Raw genomic sequence first — 16,150 nt, forward strand, 5'->3', positions numbered from 1 at the left:
GGTGGCTTAAGAAAAACGCGCACATCAGACTCATATCAAACAAGAGGGATAGCAACGAAGCATGCGGCCATCCCGGTCATTTTCTAAACAACGTCCATGTTATCGCCAACGGATCTCAGCACATCAACCCAATCCATCGTTAGCAGTACGTAGAATACTCATTCACCACTGGACGGAGGCAATGCGGTCAAAATACGTTTTGCATCGTCCGAACTCAACGCGTAGTTAAAAAAGCGCGAGTAAAAATCCTGCGTCACACTGGTCATATCCATATCAGGAAATAAATCAGGATGAAGACGCGATGCAGCCCACTTCAGTTGCAAGGCCGTTTCGACGCCGTACCGATCCCACGGGAAAACGCCAACGGGATTCTTCCAAACGCGTTGCTGTCGTACTGCGTCAAGCCCCTTGAACAGATCGGCATAAGGTGATTGCGAGATCTCACCCGCACTGCCCTCGATAATGATGATATCAGGCTGCCACGCCAGCACCTCTTCTGGCGAGACTTCATGCAAGTTTCCCTTCACACTAGCAGCCGCATTCCTACCACCGGCTAATGTGATCCAGGTATCGACCAGCGTACCCTTCCCGTCAATCTTGAGCGGCTGTAATGAAGCAATGTGTAAAACGCGAGGACGCTGCGCCTCAGGTAATCCATTCGTCTTTTGCACGACGGTGGCAATCGTCTCTTCCAGATACTGGTTATACTGCTCCGCCCGCTGTAGCGCTTCAGGTGTACCAATGGCTTGCGCAGTATTCAGCATTGAACGTTTCATAGACGGATAATCGTTAAAAAACATTTCCAACACCGGCAGTTTCGCCTGTCGATATGCCTCTACATCGCTATTACCGCGTGACACAAAGACGGCATCTACACCCGATGACAGCAAAGATTCACTATTAAATGTTAAGCCATTCGCGTGCAGCGCCGAATTCAAAGATGGTTGTACCTTAAACATCCACGGCCGATCTTCAGGATGGTTAACCGTAGCAACGATACGATCACCAACCCCCAACGCCATCAATAAAGAATGATGCGCATACCAGGCGTCGGCAATGCGCAATACGGGGCCTTTAAGAACAACCGTGTGCCCCGCATCATCTGTAACCTGGCGTGATACAACGTCTGCATGAATAGGTGTGCTGGTGAAGAAAGAGAGTGCGAATAAAAACAAAGGGGTCAAAAATTTCATGGGATGCCGGCTCTCCTGCTGGCTCTAATAGTGAGGTTATATTATCAGCGCTATATTTTAATGTATATAACGAAAGCCATAGCCTCACCCGGCTCCAATTCCAGAGCCACACGAGCGTAGTTCAAAAGCGCCTGCCATCTTTCGCAAAAGCACCGCCCCCGTTTATGTCCGTCAAGTTGGCCTATTGAGTGTCGGTATCAGGCACTACGCCACAGCCGAAAGTGCAATCCCTCTATAGGGTTGTGAAATGAGCAAGTCTGCCGAACAGAACGGTTAAAAAAAATGCCAGCCACTTAATGTGACTGGCATTTTTAATGCACAAGTTAATCGCGGCGTAGCCGTAATTAAATCTTACGGAAGATCAGAGAACCGTTGGTTCCACCGAAACCGAAAGAGTTACACAGTACATATTCCAGATTGCTGACCTGACGCGCCTCATGCGGCACAAAATCCAGATCGCAGCCTTCATCTGGGTTATCCAGATTAAGCGTTGGCGGAACAGCCTGATCGCGCAGAGCAAGAATGCTGAAGATGGATTCCACTGCGCCTGCGGCACCGAGCAAGTGACCCGTCATGGATTTTGTCGAACTCACCAGCACATTACCGGCATCTGCACCAAATACGGATTTCACTGCCTGTGTTTCAGCTTTATCGCCTGCTGGCGTAGAGGTGCCATGCGCGTTGATATAGCCGATCTGGCTCGTTGATACACCTGCATCACGCAGCGCATTTTCCATCGCCAACGCGGCGCCTGAGCCGTTCTCCGGCGGAGACGTCATATGATACGCATCGCTGCTCATGCCAAATCCAACAATTTCTGCATAGATTTTCGCACCGCGCTTCTTCGCGTGTTCATACTCTTCCAGCACCATGATGCCCGCACCGTCGCCGAGCACAAAACCATCACGGTCTTTATCCCACGGACGGCTTGCCGCCTGGGGGTTGTCGTTACGTGTAGACAACGCACGCGCAGCACCAAACCCACCCACGCCTAATGGCGTACTGGCTTTTTCTGCGCCACCCGCCAGCATCACATCCGCATCGTTGTAAGCAATAATGCGCGCTGCCTGACCAATATTATGCACGCCAGATGTACAGGCCGTCGCGATAGAGATACTTGGGCCACGTAGTCCGAACATGATAGTCAGATGCCCAGCCACCATATTGACGATGGTTGACGGCACGAAGAACGGGCTGATTTTACGCGGGCCACCGTTCACCAGCGCAGTATGGTTCTCTTCAATAAGACCCAAACCACCGATGCCGGAACCAATCGCCGCACCGATACGCGGCGCGTTCTCTTCCGTTACTTCCAAACCGGAGTCCTGCATGGCTTGAACGCCAGCAGCAACGCCGTATTGAATAAAGGCATCCATTTTGCGAGCTTCTTTACGCGAAATGAATTCCTCAGAATTAAAATCCTTTACTAAGCCAGCAAAACGCGTTGCATAGGCACTAGTATCGAAATGGTCGATCAGGCTGATACCACTCTGACCGGCAAGAAGAGCACTCCAGGTAGACTCAACTGTATTGCCGACAGGAGATAACATGCCCAGTCCGGTCACAACTACTCGACGCTTAGACACGCTTATCCTCCAGGGAGGGAAAAAAACACTGCGGGACAAAAAAACTTAGGCGGTCGAATGACCGCCTAGATATGTTCGCTTACTGCTGGTTAGCCTGAATGAAATCAATGGCTGCCTGAACAGTCGTGATTTTTTCAGCTTCTTCGTCTGGAATCTCAGTATCAAATTCTTCTTCCAGAGCCATTACCAGCTCAACGGTGTCAAGAGAATCAGCGCCGAGGTCATCAACGAAAGAAGCATTGTTTACGACTTCTTCCTGCTTAACACCAAGCTGTTCAACGATGATTTTCTTAACGCGTTCTTCGATAGTGCTCATACTCTTAAATTTCCTATCAAAACTCGCTTTCGCGATGGTTTTCGTAGTGTATAAAATGTTTGAAAAGATGCAACAAAATCTCGGCTGGTCGAACCACGATTTTGTGCTATTTTGCGGTTATCACCGCAAATAAAGCAAATAATTTTCGAGCTTTTTAGATCATATACATGCCGCCGTTGACATGCAACGTTTCGCCAGTAATGTAAGCAGCGTCATCAGAGGCTAAAAATACAACAGCACTGGCGATTTCTTTAGCATCACCGAGTCGGTTAGCTGGAACCTGCGTCAAAATGCCTGCTCGCTGTTCTTCTGTCAATGCCTGAGTCATATCCGTTTCAATAAAACCAGGCGCGACCACGTTGACCGTAATACCACGAGAAGCCACTTCACGCGCGAGAGATTTGCTGAACCCAATCAGCCCCGCCTTCGCTGCCGCGTAGTTAGCTTGTCCTGCATTACCCATCGTTCCCACAACAGAACCGATGGTAATGATCCGGCCAAAACGTTTCTTCATCATGGCACGCATTACTGCTTTAGACATACGGAATACCGATGTCAGATTGGTATCCAGAATATCGTGCCATTCATTATCTTTCATACGCATCAACAGGTTATCACGGGTAATCCCCGCGTTATTGATAAGAATATCAATTTCCCCGAATTCTGCGCGAATTTCCGCTAATACGCTTTCCACTGATGCCGCATCGGCAACATTCAGCATATAACCTTTACCGTTCTCACCCAGCCAGCCGCTAATAGCTTCAGCCCCTTTTTCGCTGGTCGCAGTACCAATGACTTTTGCCCCGCGGGCAACCAACGTCTCGGCGATGGCACGCCCTATACCACGGCTTGCACCGGTAACCAGTGCAATTTTCCCCTCAAAACTCATTGTCTTCTCCGTTCTTATTTCTCAATCGCCGCTGACAGAGAAGCTGGATCGTTCACCGCAACTGCTGTCAGGGTATCGACGATTCGTTTGGTTAAGCCAGTCAATACTTTACCCGGCCCGACTTCTAACAGTGACTCAACGCCCTGAGAAGCCATAAACTCCACACAGTCAGTCCAGCGTACTGGGCAATGAAGTTGGCGCACCAGCGCATTGCGAATGGCTTCCGGTGTTGTTTCAATGCGTGCATCAACATTATTGACCACCGGGATGACCGGCGTATTAAATGTCACGGATTCCAGCGCAACCGCCAGTTTCTTCGCGGCGGGCTCCATCAACGCACAGTGAGACGGTACGCTGACAGGCAGCGGCAACGCACGCTTCGCACCTGCCGCTTTACACGCAGCACCAGCACGCTCAACGGCCTCTTTATTGCCGGCAATCACCACCTGACCCGGTGAATTAAAGTTTACCGGAGAGACCACCTGCCCCTGCGCGGATGCTTCACACGCGTTGGCGATAGCATCATTATCAAGTCCGATAATCGCATACATTGCGCCCGTTCCTTCCGGCACCGCTTCTTGCATCAGTTGTCCACGCAATTCAACCAAACGGACAGCCTGTTGGAAATCCAGAACACCCGCGCAGACCAATGCTGAATATTCACCGAGGCTATGGCCTGACATCAACGCTGGCGTGTTTCCGCCCTGCTGCTGCCAGACACGCCAGATAGCAACAGATGCGGTCAGTAATGCAGGCTGCGTCTGCCAGGTTTTATTCAACTCTTCAGCCGGCCCTTGTTGGGTAAGCTGCCACAAGTCATAACCTAGCGCTTCAGAAGCCTGAGCAAACGTTTCGGTGACGATAGGGTATTCTGCTGCCAGTTCAGCCAACATACCTACCGTCTGCGATCCCTGACCGGGAAATACCATTGCAAATTGCGTCATATCACAATCCTGTTTAATTAAAAACGAACCAGCGCGGAACCCCAGGTGAAACCGCCACCGAAGGCTTCAAGCAGCACCAGTTGTCCTGGTTTAATGCGCCCATCGCGTACCGCTTCATCCAGCGCTGAAGGCACGGAAGCCGCAGAGGTATTACCATGACGATCCAACGTCACCACCACTTTGTCCATTCCCATGCCCAGCTTTTTCGCCGTAGCGTTGATGATTCGCAGGTTAGCCTGATGAGGCACCAGCCAGTCTAATTCACTTTTGTCCAGTTGAGCCGCTTGCAGCGTTTCTTCAACAATATGTGCCAGTTCAGTCACAGCCACTTTAAAGACTTCATTACCCGCCATCGTCAGGTAAGCAGGTGCATCTGAGAGGCTACGTCCTTGATTCGGCAACGCCAGCAATTCGCCATAACGGCCATCGGCATGCAGATGGGTAGAAAGAATACCCGGTTGCTCGGATGGTGTTAACAGCACGGCCCCCGCACCATCACCGAATAGAATCAGCGTGCCGCGATCTTCAGGATCCAAGGTACGAGACAAGGTATCGGAACCGATCACCAGCGCGTATTTCACCGCACCACTTTTGACGTATTGATCGGCAACGCTCAGCGCGTAGGTAAAACCCGCACAGGCCGCAGCCAGATCGAAAGCAATGGTATCTTTGATTCCTAGCAACTGCTGAACCTGACAGGCTGAGCTAGGGAAGGCATGGCTTGATGATGTTGTCGCAACAATCAGAAGACCGACCTCAGAAGCATCGACATTCGCCATTTCCAGCGCTTTTTGCGCGGCACGGTATCCCATGGTCGCAACGTTTTCATCCGGCGCAGCAATACGGCGCTCACGGATGCCAGTACGTGTGACGATCCATTCGTCCGTCGTTTCCACCATCTTTTCTAAATCAGCGTTTGTCCTGATTTCTTCAGGCAGGTAGCTGCCCGTTCCGATTATTTTTGTATACATGTACGCTTAGTCACTCTTGGGTAATACCGCTTCTAGACGAGCAGCAATCCGCTCGGGAAGTTGCCGCCGTACCGTCTGCATTGCCTGTTCAATAGCAACCGCAAACGCTCTCTGGTTTGCTGCGCCATGGCTTTTGATTACAGTTCCCCGCAATCCTAGCAGGCATGCGCCATTATATTGATCGGGATTCAAATGACCGAAACGCTTTGATAAGCGCTTTTGTAACAACCGCCCCAGCCATTTCAACCACCAGGACCGTTTTTGTTTTTTCCCCGAACCTGAGGCTGGCGATTTCAGCAGTGACAGAAACATCCTTACCACGCCTTCCACCGTTTTCAGTGTGACATTACCCACAAAGCCGTCACAGACCATCACATCCGTTTTCCCCGTCAGCAGATCGTTGCCTTCCAGATAACCGATGTAATTTATTGATGATGCCACTTTTAGCTGTGCTGCGGCTTCACGGATAGTGCTCAGCCCTTTATTTTCTTCTTCACCAATATTCAATAACGCGACCCGGGGATTAGCCAGTCCCAGCACTTCTTCTGCCATCACAGAGCCCATCACAGCAAACTGAACCAGCATCGTGCTGTCACAGTCGACATTCGCCCCCAGATCCAACACGACGGTCTTGCCGTGCTGCTGGTGAGGTAACACCGACACCAGTGCTGGTCGCTCAATGCCTTCAAGCGGCTTAATCAGGAGCTTGGCCAGCCCCATCAGCGCCCCCGTATTGCCTGCACTCACACAGGCCTGCGCTCTGCCGTCTTTAATCAACTCAAGCGCGATACGCATTGAGGTTCCACGGCTCGCACGAATAGCCTGCGAGGGTCTCGCATCACTAGCAATAACCGACTCCGCCGGAATAACCTCTACGCGGGAAAGTAAATCAGAATCGACTTTGGCAAGTAATGGAGTAATTGCAGCAGGATCGCCGACTAATAACAAATTGAGAGCGGGATTAGAAGCCAGTGCCTGCAATGCAGCAGGCACTGTTACGCAGGGACCAAAATCCCCGCCCATCGCATCTAACGCCAAAGTTAGGCGTGTCAAGGTATTGCCTTGCAAATAATTCGCAAAAATTACTTAGCAATGACCTTGCGACCGCGGTAGTAACCATCCGCAGTGATGTGGTGACGCAGGTGAGTTTCGCCAGAAACTTTATCTACGGATACAGAAGAGGTAGTCAGCGCATCGTGTGAACGACGCATACCACGTTTGGAACGGCTAGGTTTGTTTTGTTGTACGGCCATGGACCTTACTCCTTAATTACTTACGCTTTAAACTGGCTAATACGGCAAACGGATTTGGTTTTTCCGCCTCTTCAGGCAGTTGGCCAAACACCATGTCCGCTTCGGACACTTCACAGTGTTCAGAATCATGCACCGGGGCGATAGGCAACATCAGAATAATTTCATCTTCAATCATTGCCAGCAGATCGACTTCGCCAAATTCATCAACGCCGATCGGCTCGTACGCTTCCGGTAACGCTTCGGCCTGCTCATCATTGACGACCGGGCTAAAACAGAATGTCGCATGGACTTGATGCTCAAACGGCTTTCCGCAACGTTGACACATCAGTGTGACCGTAACATCGGCATTACCGTCAATCACTGCCAGACGCTGATTATCAATATTGAAAGATAAAGAGGCCTGAACATCACTATCCACACTCACCACTGATTCGGCAACACGCTCTACTTGTTCCGGCGAATAGATACCAACGTAATCTAAACGCTTCTGAGCAGTGCGAACCGCATCAAGGGTTAAGGGTAATTTTACCTTTTGCATAGGGCGCGCATATTAACGTCGTAACGACATAGAGTCAAAGAAAAAGGAGTGATACACCACCTTTCACCAATATTCGCTTCCAGAGCGGCGCACAGTTTAAAATGCCTTTCATCATTACGCTACGGTTTATCAAAAAATTATGCAGCAGATCGTTCTTGCCTCAACATCGCCTTATCGCCGTGCCTTATTGGAAAAGCTGGCAATACCCTTTATTTGCGCGTCGCCGGACATCGACGAAACCCCTCTTCCGGGTGAAAGTGCTATCGACCTTGTGATCCGCCTTGCTGAAAACAAAGCGCGGGCATTGGCTAAACAGTATCCCGACCATCTGATTATCGGTTCCGATCAGGTTTGCGTACTGGGGAATACCATTACAGGAAAGCCGCATAATAAGGTTAACGCAACACGGCAGTTACAACAGGCCAGCGGAAAATGTGTGTCCTTCTTTACTGGTTTAGCGCTTTTTAATAGTGGGACTCAGGAAGTACAGCGTATCGCGGAACCCTTTGACGTGCATTTTCGAACGCTAACGGAAGCGGAAATTGACGGCTATCTGGAGAAAGAACAACCGTGGAACTGTGCGGGCAGCTTTAAAAGCGAAGGATTGGGCATTGCTCTCTTTGAGCGATTGTCTGGGCGCGATCCTAATACACTCATTGGCCTGCCATTGATCGCGCTGATTCACATGCTACAAAAGGAAGGCGTTAATCCTTTGACAGCGTAATATAAATTGGGATAGCACGATAACGCGCTATCCCGATAGATAAGACACACACTGCGTGATTATGCTTTTTTCTTGCGTAACACCTGTAAACAGCGGCGCAGCCCACTATCCAACGGCGCTTCGACTCTCAGTGTTTCACCGGTATTCGGGTGTTCAAAACGCAGCGCCTGCGCATGGAGGAACAAACGTTTTAACCCTGTTTCCGCGAGTTGCTCGTCGAATGCTCGATCGCCGTAACGGTCATCAAACGCTATCGGGTGCCCGGCATACTGCGTGTGTACACGAATTTGATGCGTGCGCCCGGTCACCGGACTTGCCCGCACCAGCGTCGCGTGTTCAAAACGTTCTTCGACCTTAAAGCGTGTTTCCGACGGTTTCCCTTCGCTGTTTACTCGTACGACACGTTCACCGCTTTGCAGAATATTTTTCAACAACGGTGCCTGAACAACCTTGCAGTGCGACTGCCACTCGCCACGAACCAGTGCCAGGTAATCTTTTTGCATGCCTTTCAGCCGCAGTTGTTCATGGAGAGAACGCAAGGCCGAACGTTTTTTGGCAACCAGCAAAACGCCAGACGTATCGCGGTCGAGACGATGCACCAGTTCCAGAAAACGTGCTTCCGGGCGTAAAGCGCGCAGCCCTTCAATGACACCAAAACTCAGACCGCTTCCGCCATGCACGGCAGTACCCGAGGGCTTATTCAGCACCAACAGGTAGTCATCTTCATAAATAATGCACTCTGCCAACGCCGCTACTTTACCAAGACTGGCAGAAACAGGTGTTTCATCACGTTCCGCCTGTCGAATCGGCGGAATGCGGATGACATCACCGTCGAGCAACTTATACTCAGGCTTGATCCGTTTCTTATTTATCCTTACCTCGCCTTTACGCAAGATACGGTAAACCATGCTTTTAGGCACACCCTTTAAGTGGGTATGCAAAAAATTATCGATGCGCTGCCCCGCTTCATCTGCGGAGATCGTCACAAATTGTACTGAAGGATTATCTGTTTTCATGATGCGCGATTCTAAATAGAGCAACCCGATAGCGCCACTTCTTTTTCTGTGCTTAACTGTGTGTCTGACTTATGAAGATAATGTTGCATTGTCGAGTGAGTGACGGATGAGTTGGCTGCCGCAGCAAACCCTGTCCGTTTTGGCGATCACAACAGGACTATCTTTATACAGACAGGCAAAGTCACCTTGCTATAACGGTATCAGCAGTGGAATAATGCTTTTGCGTTTCCCACGCGGATTTCCGATAAAACGAGGGGAAATTGCGAATTATTAAATTTGCCTGATGACGCACACACGCAGCAATGGCGTAAGACGTAATGCGAAATCAAGCAGTTAGCGGGCTGCGGATTGCAGCTTGGCCGGCAAATGGAATCAGATCTGGCGACATTATTCAGAAGCTGTTCCCTCAGTAAATGCGCTGTTTTCCATCAGGAAACACAGGCTACCGAAACATGCGTCTCTATGCAGGCGACAACCGGGAGGTTGACGTCCCTGCGATAAGCCACGAGGCCATCGGTTCACTCCGGTCATGCGGTTCTTTTGTCCGCAGCTCTATCAATAATGCCAGTAAAAATAACGAGTAAGTTGAAGATGAAAAGAATGTTAATTAACGCAACTCAGCAGGAAGAGTTGCGTGTTGCCTTGGTTGATGGTCAACGGCTGTATGATTTGGATATCGAAAGTCCGGGTCATGAGCAGAAGAAAGCAAATATCTACAAAGGTAAAATCACGCGTATCGAACCCAGTCTTGAAGCAGCTTTTGTTGATTACGGCGCAGAAAGACACGGTTTCCTCCCTCTTAAAGAAATCGCCCGCGAATACTTCCCAAGCAACTACGCTTCCCATGGTCGTCCTAACATTAAAGATGTGTTACGTGAAGGTCAGGAAGTTATTGTTCAGGTCGATAAAGAAGAGCGTGGCAACAAAGGTGCCGCGCTGACCACCTTTATCAGCCTGGCGGGCAGCTATCTGGTCTTAATGCCGAATAACCCACGCGCAGGCGGCATTTCACGCCGCATCGAAGGTGACGATCGCACCGAGCTAAAAGAAGCGTTGGGGTCGTTGCAACTGCCTGATGGCATGGGGCTGATTGTTCGTACTGCGGGTGTGGGCAAATCCGCTGAAGCATTGCAGTGGGATCTGGCTTTCCGTCTGAAGCACTGGGATGCGATCAAAAAAGCCGCCGAAGGCCGTCCGGCTCCGTTCCTGATTCATCAGGAAAGTAATGTGATCGTCCGTGCTTTCCGTGACTATCTGCGCCCGGACATCGGTGAAATCCTGATCGACAATCCCAAAATTCTCGATCTGGCGAAAGAACATATTTCTGCGCTGGGTCGCCCCGATTTCAGCAGCAAAATCAAACCCTATAGTGGTGAAATTCCGCTTTTCAGCCACTACCAGATCGAATCTCAGATTGAATCCGCTTTCCAGCGTGAAGTTCGCCTGCCGTCCGGCGGCTCTATTGTCATCGATACCACCGAAGCCCTGACAGCGATTGATATCAACTCCGCCCGTGCGACGCGCGGTGGCGATATTGAAGAAACGGCGTTTAATACCAACCTTGAAGCCGCAGACGAAATTGCCCGCCAATTGCGCCTGCGTGACCTCGGTGGCCTGATTGTTATCGACTTCATCGATATGACTCCAGTGCGCCACCAGCGTGAAGTGGAAAACCGCCTGCGCGATTCCGTACGTCAAGACCGTGCACGTATCCAGATCGGCCGCATTTCCCGCTTCGGCCTGCTGGAAATGTCGCGTCAGCGTCTGAGTCCTTCACTGGGTGAATCCAGTCATCACGTCTGCCCACGCTGTAGCGGCACGGGCACCATTCGTGACAATGAATCGCTTTCACTGTCCATTCTTCGTCTGATTGAAGAAGAAGCGCTGAAAGAAAACACCAAAGAAGTTCATGCGATTGTTCCCGTCCAGATTGCCTCTTATCTGCTGAACGAGAAGCGCGATGCCGTCAATGCCATTGAGAAACGTCAAGGCGGCGTACGCGCGATCATCGTGCCACATGATGGCATGCAAACGCCGCATTACTCCGTTGTTCGCGTTCGTAAGGGCGAAGAAAAACCGACGCTCAGCTATCTGCTACCTCAACGTTTGGAAACAGAAACGCAGCAACAGCAAGACGAACAAACGAGCGAGCGTAAACAGCCCGAACAGCCTGCTTTAGCGACGTTTACCATGGCAGATATGCCAGAAGAAACCGCACCGACGGCGGCCAAAGCGGTTCCCGTTGCAGACAAACCTGCGGAAGTGGCTCAACCAGGCCTTATTAGCCGTTTCTTCAGTGCATTAAAGAGTGCCTTTGCATCCGAACCCGCGGTAAAAGTAGCCGATAGCGTTGACGAGAAGCAGGCAGATGAAGAGAAATCTTCTGAAAATCAGCGCTCTGAACGCCGTAACTCACGTCGTCAGGGTAATAACCGCCGCGATCGTGGTTCTCGTGACAATCGTGATGAGCAGCGCCGTAATAAGCGACAAAACGAGGACGCGGTTACTGACACTCGAGCTGCGGAAAATACGGAGAAATCCAGTTCGGAAGAACAGCCGCGTCGTGAACCGCGTGCTGAACGTCAGCGTCGTCGTCAAGACGAACGTCGCCAGGCTCCGGCTGAGGTAAAAACGCAACCAACAGTTGATGACTCCGACGACAATGCGCTCGAGCAGGATAAACCGACTCAGGTCATGCTGCGTCGCCAACGCCGTCAGTTAACGCAGAAAGTACGTGTCCAGTCTGAAAATCAGCAGGATACCAGTCTGTCTGATAACCCAGCACCGGTTAGTAAGGCAACTGAGCAGGTTCAGTCTTACGTTAAGCCAAACGATGTTGCGGTAAACAATAGCGAGAGCGACAACGAGCAAAACGAGGCAAATCGTGCCAATGGCGAAAATGGCGGTATGCCACGTCGTTCACGCCGTTCGCCTCGTCACCTGCGCGTCAGCGGTCAGCGCCGTCGCCGCTACCGTGATGAGCGTTACCCGTCTCAATCATCGATGCCGTTGGCGTTTGCCGCCGCATCGCCGGAAATGGCATCGGGGAAAGTGTGGGTTAGTTATCCGGTTACATCATCTCAGCCGGTTGAAAACCAACAACTGGAAGAGAACGTGCCTGCACTCGAAACACCGATGCTACCCGTCGTTGTCGAAACCGCAGTGACGACGCAAGCCGATACAGCCGAATCCAACACGGTTGAAAACGTTGCGATTGCTGAAGCGGTGGCTCAGGAAGAAACGGTTATCACAGCGACAGCACAATCCGCAGACGTTATTCAGGATAGTAATGTAGCGGATGTCGAAGTGAGTGCCACAGACGAGGAAACCGTCGTCGAGCCAATCACAGAAAACACGGCTATTGACGATGCGATTGCCGCGGTTACCGTGCGTGCGGTAGAAGAAGCAAAAGCTGTTGAGGCAACTGAAACCGTTGCAGAAGAAAAACCAGCAGGTAGCATTGCAGATGTAGCCGACACGATTGATGTGGCTGAATCGGATTCTACCCCGGTGATGTCAGCCGTACAGGAAATCAGTCAGCCACAACGTGTTCAAACGGAACCCGTTGCCGCTATTAGCACACCACCGGTTGTGGAAAAGCCTGTATCGAGCGTCGTAACGAAATCAGCAACGGCTGTTGTTGCACAGCCTCGCTATAAGCTCCATGCCACGGCGCCAATGACAAAAGCACCGGCTCCGGCATATCATGCGGAACCAGCTCGACACAGCGATTGGGTACGTCCAGCCTATCCGTTCTCAGGAAAAGGTTCGGCAGGTGGCCATGCTGCCGTTAATCAATCGACGGCACCGGCAACCAAGCCCGCCCCCGTCAGCGAGTAATCCTGATTTTATAGACAAACACCCGCCAACTGGCGGGTGTTTTTTTATGCATAACCTTTTTTAGCCTAAAAAATTCAACAGCTTGATGTCTACGCCGTCCGTTTTACCATCCAGTTCCGCCAGCAAACTTTTAAAATGATCGCTTTGTTCATGTGAGGCCAAAGCCTCGCGATCTTTCCAGCGCTCGAAGAACACAAAGGAACCAGGTTTATCTACGACGCCGTGCAGGTCATACTGCACATTGCCCGCTTCCTGTCGGCTTGGCGCCACCACGCGTTGTAGCGTTGCGCTAACGTCTGCAATGAACTCTGCTTTTGCCTGAATAGTCGCGACAATACGAATTTCCATATACATCCCTTATTTATCAATGAAAAGATAACGCTATCAAATGCCAATCCATGGTTAATTTCAAGCATTCATCAACAAACGGATGCATTCAAGTGGCTTTACGCTTATCCTTATCCCCCGCCGTATCAGTCCCAAAACCAACCGAAAGACGATGTTTTTCTACTGACCGCCGGAGCGCAATTCCATGACCGCACAGCCCACTGTTCTTAAAATCCGTCGCCCTGACGATTGGCACATTCACCTGCGTGATGATCGGATGCTGGAAACCGTTCTCCCCTATACCAGCCGTTTCTTTGGTCGTGCGATTGTTATGCCTAACCTGACACCGCCGATTACTAGTGTGGCTAACGCCATCGCATATCGTCAGCGCATTTTAGCCGCCGTTCCGCCTGGCGATAACTTTCAACCGCTGATGACGTGCTACCTGACTGATGCGCTCGATGCCCATGAAATCGTGAGCGGTTTTGAGCAAGACGTCTTTACCGCCGCCAAACTGTATCCCGCTAATGCCACAACAAACTCCAGTCATGGCGTGACGAGCGTCGCGAATATCTCGGGTATTCTGGAGCACATGCAAAGAATTGGCATGCCGTTACTCATTCACGGTGAAGTTACTGATTCCTCTGTTGATATTTTCGATCGCGAAGCGCGCTTCATCGAAACCATTCTGGAACCGTTACGTCAGGATTTCCCTGAGCTAAAGGTCGTTCTTGAACACATTACGACGCAAGAAGCCGCGCAGTATGTTGTTGAAGGTAATGATTATCTCGCCGCAACCATCACACCCCAGCACTTGATGTTTAATCGTAATCATATGCTGGTTGGTGGCGTTCGTCCTCACCTGTATTGCCTGCCTATATTGAAACGCAATACCCATCAGCAGGCGTTACGTGAGGCCGTCGCCAGTGGCTGTGAGCGACTTTTCCTCGGTACGGACTCTGCACCTCATGCAAAACACAGAAAAGAGTCCAGTTGCGGCTGTGCCGGTGTCTTCAATGCGCAGGCAGCATTGAGTACCTACGCCACCGTTTTTGAAGAAATGAACGCGCTGGATAAGCTCGAAGCATTCTGTTCTCTGAACGGACCACGTTTTTATGGCCTGCCGGTGAACGAGAGCTGGATTGAGCTTCATCGTGAAACCGTCACGTTCCCCGAAGAAATCGCTCTCGGCGACGAATCGCTCATCCCCTTCCTGGCCGGGCAAAGCCTTAACTGGTCAGTCCGTTAACCGACAAGCCCATCCGCATTTATGCCGATGGGCTAAATTTTATGTCATGTCTTGTTCTCCACCTGCAATAACTGTATAAATAAACAGGTTTAAAATTTGGAGGTCAGCATGCGCGTAGAAATCACTCTAGCAAAGACAACGCCGTTACCCGCCGGCGCCATCGAAGCACTCCGGCATGAGCTGGAAAAACGTATTCACAAAATTTATCCCGATACCCCCATTCAGGTCCGTTATGCGGCCGCAAATAACCTGACGGTGATGGGTGCAGGCAAAGATGACAAAGATCGTATTTCTGAAATCTTGCAGGAAACCTGGGAAAGTGCCGACGACTGGTTTACCGCAGAGTAATCTAAAGCTTGAAAGATAATGAAGATATAGGCTGTAATAGCCGTTTAACGCGGCATTTCGCCATCTGCTATGACCGAGGGTATCTGTTATGACGGTAGAAAAACCAGAAGAGGCTATGACATTCGGGGAATTGCTGGAGCTGATTGGCGAGCAACAACGCAAGATCGATGCTCTGGAACTCGCCTTTTCGTCTCTGGCATTCTGCCTTGATGAGAAAGCCAATACACTGATGATTCACAATCTGACATTGGAATCTCAAAATGAAAATCGGGATCCCACAATGAAGAAATACCTTGCCCGACTTGCCGCCGCATTGGAGAAAAATGCAGGGCCCCGCGTGGAATAACCTTTCCTCCCTGTGACCACACCTTCGGGATGAAACGCTATTCGTCCCGATATTTCATCTGATACCGCGCTTATCTCTTCGTCATACCTAGCTGCGTAATGTTTTTTACGAAAATTTGAAAATATTTCCCATAAAATAAATAAGCAGCAGTATACTGATAATGCTCGTTTAAGAATAATGAGTTACCTGAAGCCTCGTTAGTCACTCATGTTAGTAACTAGTCAATAAGGGGTATTTATGGATAGAAAAAATGAAGTTATTCAGACACATCCTCTTGTAGGTTGGGACATCAGTACCGTTGACAGTTATGACGCCATGATGATCCGTTTGCACTACTTATCCACCTCGGACCAAGCGCCAGATGAAGCACATGTAGACCGAACACTTTGGCTAACGACCGATGTTGCCAGACAGTTGATACACATACTCGAAGCGGGTATTGCGAAAATCGAATCAACAGATTGTGACGTCAGTGATTATAGAAAACATTAGTAGTTGATAACGTTATTAATATTATATTCAATACTCATTAATTTTCCTTAATAACATTCGCGTTGATAGCATTTGCGTTAATGACAACACCGCCTTATTGGCGGTGTTGTCATTTTAG

At 50.3% G+C, this 16,150-nt stretch carries 17 protein-coding genes; 6 read left to right on the plus strand and 11 right to left on the minus strand.

Going from position 1 to position 16,150, the window contains the following annotated elements:
• Nucleotides 1-158: 158 nt before the first annotated feature.
• The 9 genes from OI69_RS14475 to yceD form a co-directional block, all read right to left on the minus strand.
• Nucleotides 159-1,193 (minus strand): ABC transporter substrate-binding protein, encoded by a 1,035-nt coding sequence (locus tag OI69_RS14475; protein ID WP_039351815.1) that lies wholly within the window; start codon nucleotides 1,191-1,193, stop codon nucleotides 159-161.
• Between the two features lie 344 nt (nucleotides 1,194-1,537).
• Nucleotides 1,538-2,779 (minus strand): beta-ketoacyl-ACP synthase II, encoded by a 1,242-nt coding sequence (gene fabF, locus OI69_RS14480; protein ID WP_039351817.1) that lies wholly within the window; start codon nucleotides 2,777-2,779, stop codon nucleotides 1,538-1,540.
• A gap of 79 nt (nucleotides 2,780-2,858) precedes the next feature.
• Nucleotides 2,859-3,095: an acyl carrier protein gene (gene acpP, locus OI69_RS14485; protein ID WP_005970506.1), complete on the minus strand. Its 237-nt coding sequence runs from the start codon at nucleotides 3,093-3,095 to the stop codon at nucleotides 2,859-2,861.
• 154 nt (nucleotides 3,096-3,249) lie between these two features.
• On the minus strand, nucleotides 3,250-3,984 hold the full coding sequence (gene fabG / locus OI69_RS14490) for a 3-oxoacyl-ACP reductase FabG (protein ID WP_039351819.1): 735 nt from the start codon (nucleotides 3,982-3,984) through the stop codon (nucleotides 3,250-3,252).
• A 14-nt stretch (nucleotides 3,985-3,998) separates the two neighbouring features.
• On the minus strand, nucleotides 3,999-4,928 hold the full coding sequence (fabD, locus tag OI69_RS14495; protein WP_039351821.1) for an ACP S-malonyltransferase: 930 nt from the start codon (nucleotides 4,926-4,928) through the stop codon (nucleotides 3,999-4,001).
• Nucleotides 4,929-4,945: 17 nt separating this feature from the next.
• A complete protein-coding gene (locus OI69_RS14500; RefSeq protein WP_039351823.1) occupies nucleotides 4,946-5,899 on the minus strand; it encodes a beta-ketoacyl-ACP synthase III in 954 nt (317 codons plus the stop codon).
• Nucleotides 5,900-5,905: 6 nt separating this feature from the next.
• Entirely contained in the window at nucleotides 5,906-6,952 is a 1,047-nt protein-coding gene (plsX, locus tag OI69_RS14505) for a phosphate acyltransferase PlsX (RefSeq protein ID WP_039351825.1), read from the minus strand.
• Nucleotides 6,953-6,981: 29 nt separating this feature from the next.
• Nucleotides 6,982-7,152: a 50S ribosomal protein L32 gene (gene rpmF, locus OI69_RS14510; RefSeq protein WP_011093369.1), complete on the minus strand. Its 171-nt coding sequence runs from the start codon at nucleotides 7,150-7,152 to the stop codon at nucleotides 6,982-6,984.
• Nucleotides 7,153-7,168: 16 nt separating this feature from the next.
• Complete coding sequence (gene yceD, locus OI69_RS14515) at nucleotides 7,169-7,690, minus strand: 23S rRNA accumulation protein YceD (protein WP_015840715.1); 522 nt, start codon at nucleotides 7,688-7,690, stop codon at nucleotides 7,169-7,171.
• A gap of 139 nt (nucleotides 7,691-7,829) precedes the next feature.
• Between yceD and OI69_RS14520 the strand changes: the two genes are divergently transcribed.
• The gene (locus OI69_RS14520; RefSeq protein WP_039351828.1) at nucleotides 7,830-8,414 is read left to right on the plus strand and encodes a Maf family protein; all 585 of its coding nucleotides are present in this window, start codon (nucleotides 7,830-7,832) and stop codon (nucleotides 8,412-8,414) included.
• Nucleotides 8,415-8,473: 59 nt separating this feature from the next.
• On the opposite strand, the gene rluC is transcribed toward OI69_RS14520, so the two are convergent.
• The gene (gene rluC / locus OI69_RS14525) at nucleotides 8,474-9,430 is read right to left on the minus strand and encodes a 23S rRNA pseudouridine(955/2504/2580) synthase RluC (RefSeq protein WP_039351830.1); all 957 of its coding nucleotides are present in this window, start codon (nucleotides 9,428-9,430) and stop codon (nucleotides 8,474-8,476) included.
• A gap of 591 nt (nucleotides 9,431-10,021) precedes the next feature.
• Here rluC and rne point away from each other — a divergent pair.
• On the plus strand, nucleotides 10,022-13,270 hold the full coding sequence (gene rne, locus OI69_RS14530; protein WP_039351832.1) for a ribonuclease E: 3,249 nt from the start codon (nucleotides 10,022-10,024) through the stop codon (nucleotides 13,268-13,270).
• A 60-nt stretch (nucleotides 13,271-13,330) separates the two neighbouring features.
• On the opposite strand, the gene OI69_RS14535 is transcribed toward rne, so the two are convergent.
• Nucleotides 13,331-13,618 (minus strand): putative quinol monooxygenase, encoded by a 288-nt coding sequence (locus OI69_RS14535; RefSeq protein WP_039351834.1) that lies wholly within the window; start codon nucleotides 13,616-13,618, stop codon nucleotides 13,331-13,333.
• A gap of 184 nt (nucleotides 13,619-13,802) precedes the next feature.
• On the opposite strand from OI69_RS14535, the gene pyrC reads away from it, so the two are divergent.
• The 4 genes from pyrC to bssS all read left to right on the plus strand — a co-directional run bounded on the left by pyrC (nucleotide 13,803) and on the right by bssS (nucleotide 16,032).
• On the plus strand, nucleotides 13,803-14,846 hold the full coding sequence (gene pyrC / locus OI69_RS14540) for a dihydroorotase (RefSeq protein WP_039351837.1): 1,044 nt from the start codon (nucleotides 13,803-13,805) through the stop codon (nucleotides 14,844-14,846).
• A gap of 108 nt (nucleotides 14,847-14,954) precedes the next feature.
• On the plus strand, nucleotides 14,955-15,194 hold the full coding sequence (dinI, locus tag OI69_RS14545; RefSeq protein WP_039351839.1) for a DNA damage-inducible protein I: 240 nt from the start codon (nucleotides 14,955-14,957) through the stop codon (nucleotides 15,192-15,194).
• A gap of 88 nt (nucleotides 15,195-15,282) precedes the next feature.
• Nucleotides 15,283-15,540: a hypothetical protein gene (locus OI69_RS14550; protein WP_039351840.1), complete on the plus strand. Its 258-nt coding sequence runs from the start codon at nucleotides 15,283-15,285 to the stop codon at nucleotides 15,538-15,540.
• A gap of 237 nt (nucleotides 15,541-15,777) precedes the next feature.
• Entirely contained in the window at nucleotides 15,778-16,032 is a 255-nt protein-coding gene (gene bssS, locus OI69_RS14555) for a biofilm formation regulator BssS (RefSeq protein ID WP_005970542.1), read from the plus strand.
• Nucleotides 16,033-16,150 lie beyond the last annotated feature (118 nt).

Origin of the sequence: Pectobacterium fontis (assembly GCF_000803215.1) — a bacterium.
GTDB classification, from domain to species: domain Bacteria; phylum Pseudomonadota; class Gammaproteobacteria; order Enterobacterales; family Enterobacteriaceae; genus Pectobacterium; species Pectobacterium fontis.